The 19,676-nt window shown below is 64.5% G+C and carries 10 protein-coding genes and 1 pseudogene; 4 read left to right on the plus strand and 7 right to left on the minus strand.

What is annotated here, in order from left to right; translation table 11 throughout:
* Positions 1-323 precede the first annotated feature (323 nt).
* From NP945_RS30340 to hutI, 6 genes and pseudogenes are all read right to left on the minus strand, one after another.
* On the minus strand, positions 324-8,906 hold the full coding sequence (locus NP945_RS30340) for a GH36-type glycosyl hydrolase domain-containing protein (protein ID WP_256748360.1): 8,583 nt from the start codon (positions 8,904-8,906) through the stop codon (positions 324-326).
* A gap of 267 nt (positions 8,907-9,173) precedes the next feature.
* Positions 9,174-9,762: pseudogene (locus NP945_RS30345) on the minus strand (HutD family protein).
* A 12-nt stretch (positions 9,763-9,774) separates the two neighbouring features.
* Positions 9,775-11,445 (minus strand): urocanate hydratase, encoded by a 1,671-nt coding sequence (gene hutU, locus NP945_RS30350; RefSeq protein ID WP_256748361.1) that lies wholly within the window; start codon positions 11,443-11,445, stop codon positions 9,775-9,777.
* Between the two features lie 26 nt (positions 11,446-11,471).
* Positions 11,472-12,290, minus strand: coding sequence for an N-formylglutamate deformylase (gene hutG / locus NP945_RS30355; RefSeq protein ID WP_256748362.1), 819 nt, complete (start codon positions 12,288-12,290; stop codon positions 11,472-11,474).
* A complete protein-coding gene (gene hutH, locus NP945_RS30360; RefSeq protein ID WP_256748363.1) occupies positions 12,290-13,831 on the minus strand; it encodes a histidine ammonia-lyase in 1,542 nt (513 codons plus the stop codon). Before hutH ends, hutG begins: the two co-directional genes overlap by 1 nt.
* Positions 13,828-15,063: an imidazolonepropionase gene (gene hutI / locus NP945_RS30365; RefSeq protein ID WP_256748364.1), complete on the minus strand. Its 1,236-nt coding sequence runs from the start codon at positions 15,061-15,063 to the stop codon at positions 13,828-13,830. Before hutI ends, hutH begins: the two co-directional genes overlap by 4 nt.
* A 98-nt stretch (positions 15,064-15,161) precedes the next feature.
* Between hutI and NP945_RS30370 the strand changes: the two genes are divergently transcribed.
* The gene (locus NP945_RS30370) at positions 15,162-16,514 is read left to right on the plus strand and encodes a formimidoylglutamate deiminase (RefSeq protein WP_256748365.1); all 1,353 of its coding nucleotides are present in this window, start codon (positions 15,162-15,164) and stop codon (positions 16,512-16,514) included.
* Complete coding sequence (gene hutC / locus NP945_RS30375) at positions 16,511-17,248, plus strand: histidine utilization repressor (RefSeq protein ID WP_127329851.1); 738 nt, start codon at positions 16,511-16,513, stop codon at positions 17,246-17,248. The genes NP945_RS30370 and hutC overlap by 4 nt, the downstream gene beginning before the upstream one ends.
* 148 nt (positions 17,249-17,396) lie before the next feature.
* On the opposite strand, the gene NP945_RS30380 is transcribed toward hutC, so the two are convergent.
* The gene (locus NP945_RS30380) at positions 17,397-17,741 is read right to left on the minus strand and encodes a RidA family protein (protein WP_127271894.1); all 345 of its coding nucleotides are present in this window, start codon (positions 17,739-17,741) and stop codon (positions 17,397-17,399) included.
* 226 nt (positions 17,742-17,967) lie between these two features.
* Here NP945_RS30380 and aztA point away from each other — a divergent pair, with 226 nt between their 5' ends.
* Positions 17,968-18,777, plus strand: a complete 810-nt coding sequence (aztA, locus tag NP945_RS30385) for a zinc ABC transporter ATP-binding protein AztA (protein WP_127322948.1) — start codon at positions 17,968-17,970, stop codon at positions 18,775-18,777.
* Positions 18,777-19,652, plus strand: a complete 876-nt coding sequence (aztB, locus tag NP945_RS30390) for a zinc ABC transporter permease AztB (RefSeq protein WP_031212890.1) — start codon at positions 18,777-18,779, stop codon at positions 19,650-19,652. Before aztA ends, aztB begins: the two co-directional genes overlap by 1 nt.
* Positions 19,653-19,676: the final 24 nt, after the last annotated feature.

The following is a 19,676-nucleotide window of genomic DNA, read 5'->3' on the forward strand; positions in this document are numbered from 1 at the left end:
AATCATGGCAGTTGGCACGTGCTGCCACAATTTTAGTCAGCAACAATGTCGGACGGATGACTAAGGCCGAAATCGCCTTCAGTGAAGTATAGAACGAAACAAAGCTGCATGACGCCCCTCCAGGCGAAGGAAGGGCCAACTCTCACTGCTCGTGGCGCCCCCTATCGGACGCCTCAAGCCTTTGATTTCATGCACTCCTCGGTGGCATGTCCTTCAATCGGCAGGCGGCAACGCCAGGCGGGACGGTGCCTCTCATCCCGCCGCGGCGGCAAAAGTCGCGCCCCGGATCCCAGGCCCGAGCGCATAGTTTTTGAGCACATGCATCAAGCCGGGATCCGGATGACCACCTCGGCAACTTCGCCGTCCTTCAGTTCGACTGCCGAACCCTTGGCCTTTGTCCCATTCACCTCCAGCGACACGGCCTTGGCCTTATTGTCGCGGATGACGCGAACCTTGAGTTCCGCCCCCAGCATTTTGAGATTTGCCGAGTAGCCGTCCCAGTGGCTCGGCAGCTTCGGCTTGAACTGGACACGCTTGCCGCGCCGCTCGATGCCCAGGATGCCTTCGACAGCAGCCCTGTAGAGCCAGCCGGCAGAGCCGGTGTACCAGGTCCAGCCGCCACGGCCGCCCTTGCCGTTGCCGGCAGTGTCGTCCCCGGCATAGATATCGGCCGCCACGACATAGGGCTCGACACGATAGTGCTCGGCCGTGGCCTCGTCGGTCGCATGGTTGACGGGGTTCAGCATCGAGAAACAGCGATAGGCCTCGTCGACCTGCCCCATCTCGGCGAGCGCGATGACGAACCATGTGGCGGCATGGGTGTACTGGCCGCCATTCTCGCGCACACCGGGCGGATAGCTCTTGATGTAACCCGGGTCCTTCTCCGTCTTCGAGAAGGGCGGCGTGAAAAGTTTGACGATCTTCAGCTTGTCGTCCACAAGCAGCTTCGTTGCTTGCTCCATCGCGGTCGTCGACCGTGCCGGATCGCCCTCTCCCGAAAGCACGCTCCAGGACTGGGCGATCGAGTCGATCTTGCACTCCTGCGAGTTGCGAGACCCCAAAGGGGTGCCGTCGTCGAAACTGCCGCGCCGGTACCATTCGCCGTCCCATGCGGTGCTCTCAAGCGCCCGCTTCAGCACATCGGCATGCTTTGCCCAGGCCTGTGCTCGCTTGGCATCGCCCTCGGCCTTGGCGACGGGGGCGAAATCGCCCAGCGTCTTCAGCAGGAACCAGCCGAGCCAGACGCTCTCGCCCTTGCCGTGCTCGCCAACGCGGTTCATGCCGTCGTTCCAGTCGCCGCCGAGGATCAGCGGCAGGCCCGCGGGGCTGCTGCGCTTGATGGCGAGATCGAGCGCACGCGCGCAATGGTCGTAGAGCGACGCCGTCTTCTTCGAGATTTCCGGGGTGAAGAAGGCATCGTGTTCGCCCTCGCCCAGCGGCTGTCCATCGATGAACGCCAATTGCTCCTTGAGGATGGTGGCATCGCCGGTGACCAGCAAATAGCGCGCCGTGGCGTGGGCAAGCCAGACCACGTCATCGGAGATCAGCGTGCGTACGCCAGCACCCGTGCGCGGCAGCCACCAGTGCTGCACGTCGCCTTCGGGGAACTGCCGCCGTGCCGCATTGAGGATCTGGTCGCGCGCCAGTTGCGGGTCATGCGCCAGCAGCGCCAGCGTATCCTGCAACTGGTCGCGGAAGCCGAAGGCACCGCTGGCCTGATAGAAGGCGGAGCGGGCACGGATGCGGCAGGCCAGGCTCTGATAGGGCAGCCAGTGATTGACCATGGCGTCGAGCGCCTTGTCAGGCGTCTCGACCTGGATGGTGTCGAGGAAGCCGCGCCATTCGCGCTCATTGTCGGCCAACCGCTGGTCGAAGTCCTTGACCTTATGCGCCTGCACCAGCGCGCTCGCCTCCTCGGCGGACTCGGCGTCACCGAGCAGCCAGAGCAGCGTCACGTCGCCGCCAGCCGGGATCTCGACGTCGCGGGCAATCGCCGCGCATGGATCGTCGCCGGCCTCGACACGGCCAGACAGCGCTGCGCCACTCAGCACCGCCTGCGGCAGCTCGCTGGAGCCATGCCGGCCCAGGAACTCCGTCCGGTCTGTCGTCACCGAATGAACGCCGCCGTCAGCCGCGAGGAATGCAACGCGCTCGCCGAAATCCAGCCCGTAGGGGTTTTGTGCCAGCAGCGCCCCGCTGGCGGCATCCCGCGACGGGACGATGGTTGCCGCAGTGCGCGACCGGTGCCCGCCGAGCACCCATTCGGCATAGGCATAGACACGCAGCCGCGCCGGCACCGAGCCGGAATTCTGGATGCGCAGCCGCGAGATCTTCAGCGGATCGACCGGATCGACGACATGGGTGAGATCCATCGACAATGGTCCGCGCTTCGAGCGGAAGGTCGAGAAACCCTGGCCGTGCCAAGCCTCGTAGGTCATCGTGGGATCGCGCACCACGGCAGCGAGCGGCGAGAAGGCCTTGCCGCTGGCCTGATCGTAGATATAGAGGCCCTCGCCCGGCCGGTTCGAGACCGGATCATTCGACCACGGCGTCAACTGGTAGTCGCGGCTGTTTCGGCTCCAGGTGAAGGCAGCGCCCTCGGCGGAGGTATGGAAGCCGAACGAGGCGTTGGAGACGACGTTGATCCACGGCTGCGGCGTCGTGCGCCGGCCGGCCAGGCGCACGACATAATGCCGCCCGTCGCCGTCGAAACCGCCAAAGCCGTTCCACTGGCTGAGACCGCTTCCATCGGCGCTGACATTGGCCACTGCCTGCGAGGCAGGAGTATGCGTCGTGGGTGTCGGCGACGGCAATTCACGCGGAATTGGCAATGCTGCCAGAGCGTCGCGCGCCTGCAGAGCCGCGGCCTCGGCGCGCTCGATCTGGTCGAAGATGGTGCCGTTGCGCGTGTGCAGGACCACCCGGGCGACAGCGAGCAGCGTCTTGTAGGTGGTTTCGTCCATGAGATCGCGGCGCACCGCGAATATGTGCTGGCGAGGTCCGAGCTCCTTGCCGCGCAGGCGGCTGTTTTCGCACAGCGTCTCGACCGCCCGCTGCAGGTCCTGGACATAGGAGGACGCCTGCTCGTTGACGACGACGAAGTCGATCATCATGCCGCGGGTGCGCATATATTCCTGGAAACGCAGCGCCTGGGCAACGATTTCGAGATCGGCGACGTCGCCGATCCTGACCAGGAAGATCGGGAAATCGCCGGAAATGCTCGTCGGCCACAGGCTCGACTGCTTGCCCAGCCCCGTGGCGATGGATTCAGCGGGAAGACGCAGGAACGGATCCGGATAGATCAGATATCGCGCCAGCTTCTGCACATTGGCGGCATCGGTCAGGCTGAGGCCCATATGGCGGGTCTGCACCTGGCTGCGCGTCCAGGCAAGCATGGCCTGGCGGGCAAAGCTCTCCGGATGGTCGAGGCGGGCAATGGCTTCGTCCAGTTCGGCACGGCCAGCGCCGACAACCGTCCAGAAGGTCAGCGATATCTTCTTGTTGGCCGGCACGCGCACCTGGCGGCGCAGCGAGGCGACGGGATCGAGCGTAAAGCCTGAATGGCCGCCCAGCCTGGCGCCCGGGTCGAAAGCGGCTGCGTCGACGATGGTACGGCCACGGCCGATAAAGGCGCGCCTGTCGGTCTCGGCCTCGGCATCGCGCGCCGATCCGGACGGATCGGTGACGAAATGCACCATGGCGATATCGGGCTCGCTGGTCTCGCGCTTGCGCCGCGTGGCGAAGATCGCCGCGTTGTTGGCAGAGATTTCGGTTTCCACGAACATCTTCGAGAAGGCCGGATGCGCGTTGTCGGACGCCTCCAGGCCGAGCACCAGTTCGGCAAAGGAGGTCACTTCGATGTGACGGTCGGACGGACCGTCATTGTAGAGCGTGACCCGACGGCCCTCGCCATTGCCTTCCGAGATGACAATGCATTCGACCTCGGAGCGCAACGTGCCCACGGATTTGACGAAGCTCGCCTTGTCGTCGGAGAACAAGGTCTGCGCCTTTTCCTCGGCGGCGCGCTTCGGCTCGGCCGTAGCCGACCACCAGTCGCCGGAACCGGCGTCACGCAGGAAGATGTAGGAGCCGAGCCGGTCCTCGGTCGGATCCGGCTGCCAGCGTGTGACGGAGAGATCGCCCCAGCGGCTGTAGCCCGAGCCGGTCGCGGTGACCATCACCGAATAGCGGCCGTTCGACATGACGTTGGTCGACCGCAGCGACTGCAGCGGATTGAGCACGATGCGGGTGTCGGGGCTGTCGACTTCGGTCTCGTCCTTGGAGCGTTCGTCGGCCTCGGTCCTGACGGTCGCGGTCGGGATGTCGCGCGGCGCCCTCTCCTGCAGCAAGAGTTCGGCCGATTCGATGACCGGATCGCTGTGGAAGCGGTCGCGCATGCGACCTTCGAAGATGGCGTCGGCAACCGCCGCGATCGACATGCCCGAATGGTGGGCCATGTAGTTCTGGACGACGACATGATCCGTGCCTTCCGGCACGCGCTGCGGCGTGAAGTCGACGGCGTCGTAGTAGCCGTGGCGGCCGAGCGCCCCGATCTCCCGCAATCGGGCGAGATTCAGCACGGCTTCACGCGGATTGAACTGGGCCGCCAGTATGGTGGCGTAAGGCGCGATCACCGTGTTCTGGCCAAGGCCGCGCTTCAGCCCGAGGCCTGGAACGCCGAAATTTGTGTATTGGTAGGTCAGTTCTCGGTCGCGCGCATTGTAGGCGGCCTCCGAAATGCCCCACGGCACGTTCTTCTGGCGGCCATACTGGATCTGGCGTTTGATGATCAGCTTGCTGGTCTGGTTGAGGATCGAGCCCTGCGGCTCCTTCATCACCAGCGGCGGCATCAGATATTCGAACATCGAGCCGGACCAGGACATCAGGGCGCCCTGGAAACCGATTTCGACGATCGGCCGGCCAAGCCGGAACCAGTGCTCGGTCGGCAGGTCGCCCTTGGCGATGGCGAACAGGCTGGTCAGCCGCGCTTCGGAAGCCAGAAGGTCGTAGCAGCTCTCGTCGAGTTGGTGTTCCTCGACCCGGTAGCCGATCGACAACAGCTTGCGCTCCGGCCGCATCAGGAAAGAGAAATCCATCTCGAAGGCGTAACGGCGCGTGCGCTCGCGCAAGGTGAGCAGCTTGGCACGCAGCGCCTCGACGGCATTGTCGTCGCTGTGCGCGTCATGGACGTGCGCTTCGCAGGTGGCTTCCAGCCTTGCCGCCCAGTCGACGATGACGTCGCTCTGGGGCGACACCGCCTCGGTATGGATGGCGGTGGCCAATTTGCGGATCTCGCCGGCCAGCACAGCCAGGTTGATGGTGCGGATCGACGCCATTTCGGGCTGCGCCTTGATCGTGTCGACAGCGCGCCGCATGCCGTCGAGGCGGTCGGCGAGACGCTGACGCAGCGGGCGCAACTGACGGCGGTCGTCGGGCAGATCATCGAGGCTTTCGCTGAGGATGGTGACCGTGTCGAGAATGCCTTCGAAATCGCCCTGGAGATGGACGGAAGGTGCTTCGGCCCATTCGGCGCAGGCCGCAGCCACCGCCACCAGATGGCCAGCGAGATTGCCGCTGTCGACAGCCGAGATGTAGAGCGGATAGAGCGGCTTCAGTGTCGTCGTGTCGTACCAGTTGAAGAGGTGACCGCGCTCACGCGGCATGCCCTCGATCGTCGCCATGGTGGCGTCGATGCGGGTGATGGCGTCGGACAGGCTGATCCAGCCGAAGTCGCGGGCGGAAACGACGGACAGCAGGTAGACGCCGATGTTGGTTGGCGAGGTGCGCGGCGCCACCACCGGCGCCGGGCTTTCCTGGAAATTGTCCGGCGGCAGATGGTGATGCTCTGCCGTTACGAAGCTTTCGAAATAGTGCCATGTGCGCCGCGCCACCGTGCGCAACGTATGGATGTCGGCCTGCGATATGCGCAGCCGATCCTCGGTTTCAGCCGAACGGCTGATCCAGCTGGCGATGGCGGGCGAGCCAATCCAGAACAGGGCGAAGAAGAAAGCCACGAAGGCGCCGGTCGAATCGGCCAGCACCGGAATGGCAAGGCCGACGAAGCCAATGATCACGGCGCCATACATCATGCCGTAATACGACCCGACATCGTTGTCGCCTGCCTTGTGCGCCTGCGAGGCGGTGCGCCATTCCAAAAGGTTCTGGCGGCTGACGAACAGCCGGTAGAGCGTACGCACGATGGCATCGCCCATCATCCAGGCATTGTGCGCCATCAGCACGATCTTCAGCGCCACCATGGCGGTGCCGAAGGCGACGTCGCGCGCCAGAGCCGAGAAATGGCCGCGTGGCGTCTGGTCGCCGCTCTTGGGCAGGATGGCGTTGACGATATCGAATGTCGGCGCCATGAACAGGCTGAGGATCAGCAGGGCCTGCCATTGCGCGGCCTGCGTGAAGGGCAGCAGCGTCCAGCCGGCGATCGCCGCCATCACCCAGAAGATCGGCGTCAGCGAGCGGCGCAGATTGTCGATCATCTTCCAGCGCGACAGCGCCGGCACGCCGGAGCGCGGATCGAGCATGAAGCCAAGCAACTGCCAGTCGCCGCGCGCCCAGCGATGGTGGCGCGAGGCGTCGACCGAGTAGCGGGTCGGATAGTCCTCAACCAGTTCGACGTCGGTGACCAGCGCCGCGCGCGCCAGCGCGCCTTCCAGCAGATCATGGCTGAGGATGGTGTTTTCCTCGATGCGGCCCTGCAGGGCCGCCTCGAAGGCGTCGACGTGATAGAGGCCCTTGCCGGTGAAGGACCCGTCGCCGAAGACGTCCTGATAGAGATCGGACACGGCAAAGACATAAGGGTCGAGGCCGCGATTGGCCGAAAACACCCGCTGGAAGAACGACGCATCGTCGCCTGATGTCAGCGACGCGGTGATGCGCGGCTGCAGGATCGCGTAGCCGGCGGTGACGACGCGCTTGCTGGCATCGAAATGCGGCCGGTTGAGCGGGTGGCAGAGCTTGCCTACGAGGGTGGCGACCGCGTCACGGGTGGTGCGCGTGTCGGCATCGAGCGTCATCACATGGACGACGTTCTCCGGCAGCGGCACGTCGAGCGGCAGGAACGTGGTGTCGCTGTCGCCGCGCAGCAGAAGGTCGAGCTCGTGCAGCTTGCCGCGCTTGCGCTCCCAGCCCATCCAGGCCCCTTGCGCCGCGTTGAAGAGCCGGCGCCGGTGCAGGATGTAGAAACGGGGCGCGCCTTCGGAGGGATAGCGGGCGTTGAGACGGGCGATCTCGGCACGGGCGAATTCGAGGATTTCGGTGTCCGCCGCATCGATCTCGGTCTTCGAGTCTGGCCAGTCCGACAGCAGCGCGAAATGGATTTCATCGGCCGTGTTGGCGAGATGATGCACCTCGATATTGCGGATGTTTTCCTCGACGTCGTCGCGCGAGCCGATCAGCGACGGCACCACCACCAGCGTGCGCGCCTCGGGCGGAACGCCGTGTCGGTAATCGTAGCCGACGAGACGCGTCGGTTTCAGGAACAGCGATACGACCGTGTTGAAGAAGGCGAGCGCGCCCTCGCTGGCTGGCACGGCAAAAAGCGCCAGCATCAGGACGATCGAGGGCACCGACAGGCCGAGATTGGCAAGCGCGTTGCCTGAGAGAACGAGAAGCAGCGCCGTCAGCGCAAACACCGGTACGACGATGCCGAGCCACCCGGTCTTGCGGAAGGCACGCTTGACTGTCTGGCTGATGGTGGGTCGATAGCCGATCGCCTTCTCCAGCTCGAGCCGGCGTGGGCCGACGAGAAAGAAGCCGACATCGGTGTGGGCGGACCCGGTTAAAACGGCGTCGCCGTCGCCATCGCTGGCGGCGTGGCCGGCCAATTCGATGGCCTTCTCGGCAACGCGATATTCCGAAAGGTTCGAGCGGCGCGCCAATTCCTCGATCGCGGTCCGGTACTGATCGCGCGAGAAGAAGTCGAGCGCGGCGAAATCGGTGCGCTCGCGCAGCACGGTGTCGATGCGGCTGACGCCTTCGAACCACACCGTCCAGTCGACGTCGTTGATGAGGCGCAGGCCGCGGATGATGTTGCCCGTCGTCACATTGCCGCTGGACAGCGTGTGATGTTCGGAAATGATGATTTCCTCGGCATCGGAGCCGGTCTTTTCGAGCTCGCCTTCCAGCCATTCCAGAGCCTTGCCGGCATTCTGCGATCCATCACGCAGGCGGTAGAGCAGTTGGGTGGCGAAGGTGGTGTCCTGCGCATGCGCGCTGAAATTGGACAGGATCGACTGCCGGTCGGCGCTGTCGTCGGTCGCCAGGACCTTGTCGGCCACATCGTTGGCGATCTGGCGCATCTGGCGGGTGCGATTGACCCTGACGGCCAGCCGGCGGAGATTTTCGATCAGGACGAAGCGCAACAGCGAAGGCAGCGCCCAGAGTTCGCCGATCTTCAGCGGCTCGACCGACTGGAAACCCTGGACGATGGACTTGAACATCATCGCCGAAACGGAACTGTCCGAATGCGCCACATAGGTCCAGGCCAGCGCCAGCGCGCGCGGCACGCTGCCGCCGTCAGGCAGTTTCAAGGTCGGCAACTGGCGATAGAAGCGGCGCGGCAGGTCGCGCTTGACCTGGAAAATGGTCTCTTCGACCAGGTAATTGTTGTCGAGCAGCCATTGTGCCGCCGGCGTGATCGTCTCGCCCCTCGCCTGCGCCGCATTGGTCGACCGATAGACTTCCAGGATCTTCTTGGCGCTGTCCCGGATACGGGCCTGAAAATCAAAGGGCGTCAGGCCGAACAGATCCGTGAGGTCGCCTTTTGCCAGGCTTTCGCCAAGCACACGAAGACGCTCTTCGGGCAGAAAGTTGGATCGAATCGGCTCTTCCGTGATGGCCGGGAAGCTCGCGCTTGTCTTCTCGATTTGGGCAGGATTCGTCTGAATATTCATTGAAAATTCCGTAAGCGGGCACTGAGCGGCGTCACCGCCACGGCAATGGCCCTAAAACCGGTTCAAATGCAATTGGTTGCATAAACCCCACTTGCCGAAAGTTTGTTTCCGCACCACGACAGGGCGTCGTCTCTCAGCAAAACTCAAAGACAAGCACCCCACTTCCCGCCAGGCCAGATCGGCGGAGAGGATTCAGGCTTTTTCGTGATGCCGCCAGCAGCTTACGCTATATTTCGCCGGTGCCGCGATCATGTTTGGAAACAAGCGTTAATCGTTGCCGGCGACAGAGCCTATCCGGATCACGAACAGCGTTGCCTCATGGGCGGGTTGGACGAGCAGGCCGGTGCTGACCGGACCGGACAGCAGCGTGTCGAGCGGCCCGAGGCGAACCGGTTCAGCGGCGGGCACGCTGACGTCGCCGTCCAAGCACAGGATGAGCGTTGTGCCGGCTTCAGTCCGGATTTCCACGGGGGCGGAAATCACCAGGCGTTCGACCAAATGCGTCACCCGGCTTCGGCGGGTCATGACATTGAGATCGGTGATCGGCCCGCCGATCAGCGCAGCCGAGGTCTGCACGTCGGCAGGGAAAGAAAACAGGTCGGTCGTCCTGTTTATGGATGTCGGCGGGTGGCCGGCAATCTCAAGGACGATGCCCTCGCCTTCGAGCACGGCAAGGGTGCGATCGATCCCGGGAAATTGCGAGAAAGGACCGCTCAGTTCGACGCGCGCCATCGAGACGCGCCAGTCGAAGTCGTCGAGACCGGCACCCGAGGGCGAAACGGCGATTTCCGTCGTCACGCCGCCGCCGTTCTTCCACGGCATCGACCGGTATTCGGCTGCCCCGCAGGATGCGCATCGGCTCAGCCAATCAGCCGAGAATGCCGGGCAGATTGAGCTGGTGCTCCTTGGCGCATTCGACGGCGATTTCGTAGCCGGCATCGGCGTGGCGCATGACACCGGTCGCCGGATCGTTCCACAACACCCGCTCCAGGCGCCTGGCGGCGTCCCGCGTACCGTCGGCGACGATGACCATGCCGGCGTGCTGCGAGAAACCCATGCCGACGCCGCCGCCATGGTGCAGCGACACCCAGGTGGCGCCGGACGCCGTGTTGAGCAACGCGTTGAGCAGCGGCCAATCGGACACAGCGTCCGAGCCGTCCTTCATGGATTCCGTTTCGCGGTTCGGCGAGGCGACCGAGCCGGAATCGAGGTGATCGCGGCCGATGACGACAGGCGCCTTCAGCTCGCCCTTGGCCACCATTTCGTTGAAGGCGAGGCCGAGCCTGTGGCGGTCGCCAAGGCCGACCCAGCAGATGCGCGCCGGCAACCCTTGAAAGGCGATGCGCTCGCGCGCCATGTCGAGCCAGTTGTGCAGATGGGTGTTGCCGGGCGTCAGTTCGCGCACCTTGGCGTCGGTCTTGTATATATCCTCGGGATCGCCGGAAAGGGCTGCCCAGCGGAACGGCCCGATGCCGCGGCAGAACAGCGGACGGATATAGGCCGGCACGAAGCCGGGGAAGGCAAAGGCGTTCTCGAACCCCTCCTCCTTGGCCACCTGGCGGATGTTGTTGCCGTAGTCGAGCGTCGGCACGCCGGCGTTCCAGAACGCCACCATCGCCTCGACATGTTCGCGCATGGAAGCGCGTGACGCCTTCTCGACCAGCTTGGGGTCGCTGACGCGCTTCTCGCGCCACTCGGCCATCGTCCAGCCCTTCGGCAGGTAGCCGTTGATGGGATCATGCGCCGAGGTCTGGTCGGTGACCATATCGGGGCGAATGCCACGCCGGAACATTTCCGGGACGATCTCGGCCGTATTGCCAAGCAGGCCGACCGATTTCGCCTCGCCGGCCTTGGTCCAGCGTTCGATCTTTTCCAGCGCCTCGTCGAGCGTGTCGGCGCGCTCGTCGACGTAGCGGGTGCGCAGGCGGAAATCGATCGAGTCCGGGTTGCATTCGATCGCCAGGCAGCAGGCGCCGGCCATGACGGCGGCGAGCGGCTGGGCGCCACCCATGCCGCCGAGACCGCCGGTCAGTATCCATTTTCCCTTGAGATTGCCGCCATAGTGCTGGCGGCCGGCCTCGACGAAGGTCTCGTAGGTGCCTTGCACGATGCCTTGCGTGCCGATGTAGATCCACGAGCCGGCCGTCATCTGGCCGTACATCATCAGGCCCTTCTTATCGAGCTCGTTGAACTTTTCCCAATTCGCCCAGTGCGGCACCAAATTGGAGTTGGCGATCAGCACGCGCGGGGCATCCGGGTGGGTCCGGAACACGCCAACCGGCTTGCCGGACTGGACCAGCAAAGTCTCGTCATCGGCCAGCGTCCTCAAGGAGGCGACGATGCGGTCAAAGTCGTTCCAGGTGCGCGCCGCCCGGCCGATGCCGCCATAGACGACCAGCTCGTTGGGATTTTCAGCAACATCCGGGTCGAGATTGTTCATCAGCATGCGCAGCGGCGCTTCCGTCAGCCAGGAGCGCGCGCTGATTTCGGTGCCGCGCGGGCTGCGGACTTCGCGGATGTTGTGGCGAGGATTGTTCATGGCGTCACTCCATAAAAGGCCTGATGTCAGACGCGCGCCCAGGACGTCGCGGTCTCGAGGATTTTCCGCAGCGTGGCGCGGATCGGTGCTGCGAACTCGGCGTCATAGGGCACCGGCCAATTGTCCGGCGTACCCTTGCCATCTGGCTCGCGCATATAGCCGCGGTTGGAGAGTTCCATCTGCAGCGCATGCACGCCTTGTTGCGGCTGGCCGAAATGGCGTGTGATCCAGCCGCCCTTGAAGCGGCCGTTGATGACAAAGGTTTCACCGGTTTCGGCCATGATCTGGCCGACCATCGCCTGCAGCGTCGGATCGGCGCTCCTACCGTCATTGGTGCCGAGGTTGAAAACCGGCAGCGTACCTTCAAACAGGCGCGGCAGCACTGAACGGATCGAGTGGCAGTCATAGAGGACGATCTTTTCGTGCAAGCCACGCAACCGGTCGATTTCGACCTGCAAGGCGGCATGGTAGGGCACGAAGAATTTCTCGCGACGCTCGTCGATCTCCGACGGCCCCGGTTCTTCGCCCTCGCGATAGAGCGGATCGCCATCGAAAGTCTCGGTCGGGCAAAGGCCGGTCGTCGCCTGGCCGGGGTAAAGCGAGGCGCCGGAGGGATCGCGGTTGACGTCGATGACGGTGCGCGAGATCGCGGTGTGCACCACCGTCGCCCCGAGGCCGGCAGCAAAGTCATAGAGATTGTCGATCCACCAATCGCAGTCGCGGCGGCCGAGCCAGGGCGAGACCAGCCGATTCTCAAGGCCGGCGAGGTCGATGCCGGTGTGCGGTATCGACACCAGCAACGGCGCTGTGCCGGGCATGACCGTCAGCCAGGGCGCGTTTGCCATCACATCGCTCCGGAAACCGACGGCAGAGCCACGCCGCCGGCGGCCTCGATGGCCGCACCGCTGCGCACCATGGCGATGGCTTTTTCCATATCGGGGTGGAAATGGCGATCATTGTCGAGATGCGGCACTTCGGCCCGGACCAGCTTGCGCACTGCCTCCAGGGCGTCGCTCGAGGCCAGCGGCGCATGGAAATCGCAGCCTTGGGCCGCGGCCAGCAATTCGATGCCGATCACGGCGGTGGCGTTCTCGACCATCCCGATCAGCCGGCGCGCACCGTGCGCCGCCATCGAAACATGGTCTTCCTGGTTTGCCGAGGTGGGGATCGAATCGACGCTGGCCGGATAGGCTTTCTGCTTGTTCTCCGAAACGAGGGCCGCCGCCGTCACCTGCGGGATCATGAAGCCGGAGTTCAGACCGGGCTTCGGCGTCAGGAAGGCCGGCATGCCGGACAGCGCCGGATCGACAAGCATGGCGATGCGGCGTTCCGACAGCGAACCGATTTCGCAGATGGCGAGCGCGATCATGTCTGCGGCGAAGGCCACCGGCTCGGCGTGGAAATTGCCGCCGGAAAGCGCGGTGTCATCCTCGGCGAAGATCAGCGGATTGTCGGTGACGCCATTGGCTTCGGTGCCCAGCGTGTCGGCCGCCTGGCGCAGCACGGTGAGTGCAGCGCCCATCACCTGCGGCTGGCAGCGCAGGCAATAAGGGTCCTGCACACGTTCGTCGCCAACCCGATGCGATTCACGGATGGCGCTGCCGGCCATCAGATTGCGCAGGGCGTCGGCCGTCTCGATCTGGCCGGGATGCTTTCTCAGCACATGGATGCGCGGGTCGAAGGGGGCGTCGGAGCCTTTTGCCGCGTCGGTCGACAGGGCACCGGCGACCAGCGCCGATTGGTAGAGCACTTCGGCCTCGAACAAGGCGGCCAGCGCATAGGCGGTCGAAAACTGGGTGCCGTTGAGCAGCGCCAAGCCCTCCTTGGCGCCCAGTGTCACCGGTTCCAGGCCATGCGAGACGAAGGCGACCTTGGCCGGGAAACGGCCATGTGGGGTAAAACACTCGCCGACGCCGATCATCACCGCCGTCATGTGCGACAGCGGAGCGAGGTCGCCGGAGGCGCCGACGGAACCTTGCGCCGGCACCACCGGGATGACGTCGTTGGCCAGCATCGCTTCGAGCAGCTCGATGGTCTGCGGCCGCACACCCGACGCGCCCTGCGCCAGGCTGGCGAGCTTCAGCGCCATCATCAGCCTGCAGACAGCAACCGGCATCGGCTCGCCGACGCCGGCGGCGTGCGACAGGACGATGTTGCGCTGCAAGGTCTCGAGATCCTCGGCCGGGATGCGGACGCTGGCCAGTTTGCCGAAGCCGGTGTTGATGCCATAGACCGGCTCGCCCTTGGCAACGATCCTGGCGACGGCCTCGGCGCTCGCCTTGATTTTCGGCCGGCAGGCATCGTCCAGCTTGGGCACGGCGCCACGATAGATGACGCGCCAGTCGGCCAGCGTCGCATTGCCGGGCTTCAGGGTCAGTTCGGTCATTGTCCTCTCCAGATGCGGGCATGCAGCGGGTTGAAGCCCATGCGGTAGACGAGTTCGGCGGGGCGCTCGATGTTCCAGATCGCCAGGTCGGCGGATTTTCCGACCTCAAGCGTGCCGGTTTCTCCCAGCAAACCAAGCGCGCGGGCGGCCTCCCGGGTGACGCCGGCAAGGCATTCATCGACGGTCAGGCCAAACAGGGTCGCGGCCATGTTCATGGTCAGAAGCAGTGAGGTCAGCGGCGAAGTGCCGGGATTGTTGTCGGTGGCGACAGCCATCTTGACGCCGTGCTGGCGAAACAGGCCGATCGGCGGCTTCTTGGTTTCGCGGATGAAATAGTAGGCGCCGGGCAGGATCGTCGCCACGGTTCCGGCCTTGGCCATCGCCGCTGCACCGGCATCATCGGTGTATTCGAGATGGTCGGCCGACAGCGCACCGTAACGGGCGGCGAGTTCGGCGCCATGCAGGTTGGACAGCTGGTCGGCATGGAGCTTGACCGGCAGGCCTGCTGCCTTGGCCGCATCGAAGACGCGCGCCATCTGTTCCGGCGAAAAGGCGATGCCCTCGCAAAACCCGTCGACCGCATCGGCCAGCCCCTCGGCGGCAATCTTTGGAAGAATCTCATTGGCGACCAGATCGATAAAGGCGTCCTTGTCGCCCTTGGCTTCCGGCGGCAGCGCGTGAGCGCCGAGGAAGGTGGTGCGGATTGTCACCGGCCGCTGGTTGCCCAACTGCCGTGCGGCACGCAGCGACTTCTTCTCGTTTTCGAGATCGAGGCCATAGCCGGACTTGATCTCGACGGTGGTCACGCCTTCGGCGATCAGCGCATCGAGGCGCGGCAGCGATTGAGTGACCAGTTCATCTTCGCTGGCGGCGCGCAAGGATTTGACCGACGAAACAATGCCGCCGCCGGCCCGGGCGACCTCTTCATAGGTGGCGCCGGCCAGCCGCATCTCGAATTCGTTGGCGCGGTTGCCGGCATGGACCAGATGGGTGTGGCAGTCGATCAGGCCAGGCGTGATCCAGCGGCCCTCGCAATCGACCGTCTCGGCGCCCTGGGCAAGTGTTGGGGGCAGCTCCGACTCGAGGCCGGCATAGACAATGCGGCCGTCACGCGCAGCGACCGCGCCATGTTCGACGACGCCAAGTCCGGCAGACCCGTCGGCCATTGTCGCCAGCCGCGCATTGCGCCACAGACGAAGATCCCCTGCCCGGCTTTTGCTATGTCCAGCCATCATCTTTTCCGTTTCAATCGATGACGATTATGTATATACATATTGAAACGCACTGCAAGTGCCATCATCGCATGAGAGACAGAGAACCGGAGAGAAAAGTGGCAGCGATCTTTGCGGAACAGGCGCTCCTTCCCGATGGCTGGCGCGATAATGTGCGGCTCACCCTGGCCGAGGGACGCATTACAGCCGTTCAGCCTGGCGCCGCAGCGGCAGCCGGCGACGAACGCCACGCGATCCTGTTGCCCGGCATGCCTAACCTTCACAGCCACGCCTTCCAGCGCGGCATGGCCGGCCTTGCCGAGCTTCGCGGCCCCTCCGCCGACAGTTTCTGGAGCTGGCGCGAGGTGATGTACCGCTTTGCCCTGTCGATGACGCCCGATCAGGTCGAGGCGGTTGCAGCACAACTCTATGTCGAGATGCTGGAGGCCGGGTTTTCCCGCGTCGGCGAGTTTCACTATCTGCATCACGACCGCGATGGAAAATCCTACGCCAATCTTGCCGAGATGGCCGAGCGCATCGCGGCGGCGGCCGGCGAAACAGGTATCGGCCTGACGCTTTTGCCGGTGTTTTATGCGCACTCGTCTTTCGGCGGCGCCGCGCCAAACGAAGGCCAGCGGCGATTCATCAACGATGTGAATCGGTTCTCGCGGCTTGTTGAGAAATGCCGCGAATTGGTTCGCGCGTTGAATCAGGCTGTCGTCGGCGTCGCTCCGCACAGTTTGCGTGCCGCGACGCCGCAGGAGCTAGCCGAAGTCGCCGCGCTGGCGCCGGAGGGGCCGATTCACATCCATATCGCCGAGCAAGTGAAAGAGGTCGAGGACTGTCTTGCCTGGTCCGGCGCGAGGCCCGTGGAGTTTTTGCTCGCCAATGCCAAGGTGGACAAGCGCTGGTGCCTGATCCACGCCACGCACATGACCGATGCTGAAACCGTTGCCATGGCCAGGAGCGGCGCCATCGCCGGTCTCTGCCCGATCACCGAAGCCAATCTCGGTGACGGCACTTTTGCCGCGCCGCTGTTCAGGGAACATGGCGGCCGCTATGGCGTCGGCTCCGATTCCAACGTGCTCATCGGCCTGCCCGACGAATTGCGCCAGCTCGAATATTCACAGCGCCTCGCCCACCGCGCCCGCAATGTGCTGGCGGTCGCGGGCGGCTCGACCGGCCGGGCGCTGTTCGACGCCGCGCTGGACGGGGGCAGCCTCGCCCTTGGCGCCGGCATCTCGCAGATCGCCGCCGGCGCATCCGCCGATCTCGTCTCGCTCGATCCCAAAAATCCCTCGCTGGCCGGCAAGAGCGGCGACGCGATCCTGGACGCCTGGATCTTCGCCAATGGCGGCAAGGTCGACTGCGTCTGGGTGCATGGGTTCAAGCAGGTCAGCGGCGGCAGGCATGTGAAGCGAGAGGCTATCGCCGAGCGGTTTCGCAGCGTGATGACGGCGCTTTCGGCATGAGCATGGCCGGCACAGTGGTAGCGGACGGTGGCGGCTCGCTGCACCAGCGCATCCTGACCGACATTAGCGAGAAGATCACGTCCGGTGCCTGGGCGCCCGGCCATCGCATCCCGTTCGAGCACGAACTGAGCGTGCAATACAATTGCTCGCGCATGACGGTGAACAAGGCGCTATCACAGCTTGCCAAGGCCGGGCTGATCGAACGTCGCCGCCGCTCAGGCAGCTTTGTGCGCCGGCCGCAGTCGCAAGCGGCGGTGCTGGAAATCCACGATATCCGCATCGAGGTCGAAGCGCTCGGCCTGCCTTACCGCTACGAGCGCGTCGCTCGGCACAAAAGGCGCAGCAGCGCCGAGGATCGCGCCCTGCTGGAATTGGGCTTGGCCGGACCGGTTCTGGCGCTGGAATGCGGGCATTTCGCCGGCGAGCGGCCGTTCGCGCATGAACAGCGGCTGATCAACCTCACCGCCGTACCCGAGGCAGCGGACGAGGAATTCGTGGCCATCGCACCAGGACCATGGCTGATCGGCCGCGTGCCGTGGAGCGAAGCCGAGCACCGGATTCGCGCTGTCGCCGCCGACAGACATATAGCGGCCGCACTCGACATCGAAGCCGGCGCGCCGTGCCTGGTGGTCGAGCGACGGACATGGAGCGCCGAACATCCGGTCACCCATGTGCGCTTTACCTACGCGGCCGAGAGCCACACGCTGGTGGCAAGGTTCAGGCCGCAGGGGTGAGGCGTGTCCAGCCGCAGGCTGGCGAAAAGCCAACGATTTGGCTTTTCGAACGCCGAACGCCCGGAGCCATAGCGGAGGGCAGCGGCGCCGACCCCCACCCGGACCCTCAGTCCGACCTCCCCACAAGGGGGAGGTAAAAGGCCGCCGATCAAATCGCAGCGGTAATAATGATCTCGACCAGATAGTCCGGGGTGGCGAGCTTTGCTTCGCCGGTGGCACGGGCTGGCGTGTTGCCCTGCGGCACCCACTTGTCCCATTCCGCGTTCATCTCGGCAAAGGTGCTCATGTCGGCCAGCCAGATGATCGCCTGCAGGATCTTGGTCTTGTCGGAGCCAGCCTTGGCCAGCAGTTCGTCGACAGCCGCCAGAATGTCCCTGGTCTGCGAAGCGACGTTGCCGGTTGGCTGGCCGACCTGACCAGCCAGATAGACGGTATTGCCATGGATGACGATCTGGCTCATGCGCGGGCCGACATCGATGCGACGAATGCTCATTGGATGGTTCCTTCCTGTGACGGTTGCGCTTCTTTAGAGTCGCGGCCGGCTTGGGGCAAGGTCGCCAGGTCGAATCCCCTTGGGCCAACGGCATATGGCATGCACACACGGCAAGTTGACCCTGCGGCCGCAATTCCGCCGGATTGGCTTGTTGACTAATGTAATAACATCACATATCCAATCGGCCGCTGCCAGCAGCCGGATTTCGCCGCCTACGGATCGCAGAATGACAAATACCTGCCTGACATTCCGCGACCTGACGCTTGGCTACGGCAGCCATCCGGCGATCCATCATCTCGACGGCACCATCCGCAAGGGCTCGCTGACCGCTGTGGTCGGCGCCAACGGCTCCGGCAAATCGACGCTGATGAAAGGCATTGTCGGCGTCCTGAAGCCAATGGCCGGCGAGGTTATCCGCGCGCCCGGTGTACGTGCCGCCTATCTGCCGCAGCAATCGGAGCTCGACCGCTCTTTTCCAGCGCGCGTGGTCGATCTGGTTTCGCTCGGCCTGTGGCCACGACGCGGCCTGCTTGGCCGCTACACCAAGGAAGATCGCGATGACGTCAGCAAGGCGCTGATGGCGGTCGGCCTCGGCGGCTTTGAAAAGCGCCCGATCGACACGCTGTCAGGCGGCCAGTTGCAGCGCACGCTGTTTGCGCGCGTCCTGCTGCAGGACGCCGACCTCATCCTGCTCGACGAACCCTTCAACGCTGTCGACGCCAAGACGGTCGGCGACCTCATTGCCCTGATCAAGCACTGGCACGGCGAGGAACGCACCATCATGGTTGTCGTCCACGATCTGGACCTGGTGCGGCAGAATTTCCCCGAAACGCTGCTTCTCGCCCGCCAGCCGATCGCCTGGGGCGAAACCAGGGAAACGCTGAAACCTGACAACCTGTTGCGCGCCCGCCGCTTCCACGAAGCCTGGGAAGAAAATGCACCCTGGTGCGAGCCGGGCGAGGACGCTCATGGTGACGATCACCATGGCCACGATCACCATGACCATCGACACGGCGTCGGACCGAGGGCTGCCTGATGGACATGCTTTACGGTCTTGTCATCGCGCCCTTCGCCGATTTCGGCTTCATGCAGCGGGCTTTGATCGGTTCGCTGATGCTGTCGCTCGGCGCCTGCCCTATCGGCGTCTTCCTGATGCTGCGGCGCATGAGCCTGTCGGGCGACGCGATGGCGCATGCCATCCTGCCCGGCGCGGCCGCCGGCTTCCTGTTCTATGGGCTGGAGATCCTGCCGATGACCATCGGCGGCCTGATCGCCGGCGTCATCGTCGCGCTCGGCGCCGGCGCCGTCTCGCGCTTCACCATACAGCGCGAGGACGCCTCGATGGCGGCGTTCTATCTGATTTCGCTCGCCATCGGCGTGCTGATGGTGTCGATCCGCGGTTCCAGCGTCGATCTCATGCATGTGCTGTTCGGCACCGTGCTGGCGCTCAACGATGAGGCCCTGACGCTGATCGGCGGCATCGTCGCGGTGACGCTGGTCAGCCTCGCCATCTTCTGGCGGGCGCTGGTCGCCGAATGCCTCGACCCGCTGTTCCTGCGCTCGGTCAGCCGGCTCGGCAGTCCGGTGCATTTCATCTTCCTCGGCCTTGTCGTGCTCAACCTTGTCGGCGGCTTCCAGGCACTCGGCACGCTTCTGTCGGTTGGGCTGATGATGCTGCCGGCCGCAGCCGCCCGCTTCTGGACAGTTCGCGTCGAGCCGATGTGCGTGCTGGCGGTGCTGATCGGCTTTGCGTCCTGCGTCGCCGGGCTGCTTTTGTCCTATCACGCGTCGCTGCCATCCGGCCCGGCCATCATCCTGTCGGCCGGCGTCGTCTATTTCGCCTCGATCCTGTTTGGCACGCGCGGCATTCTGCGCGCGCGCATCATCCATCACCGTCACAGAACGGCCTGATCCCCGCCCCTAGAAGGAGACCCG

This window comes from Mesorhizobium sp. LMG17149 (genome assembly GCF_024518695.1).
Taxonomy (GTDB): Bacteria; Pseudomonadota; Alphaproteobacteria; order Rhizobiales; family Rhizobiaceae; genus Mesorhizobium.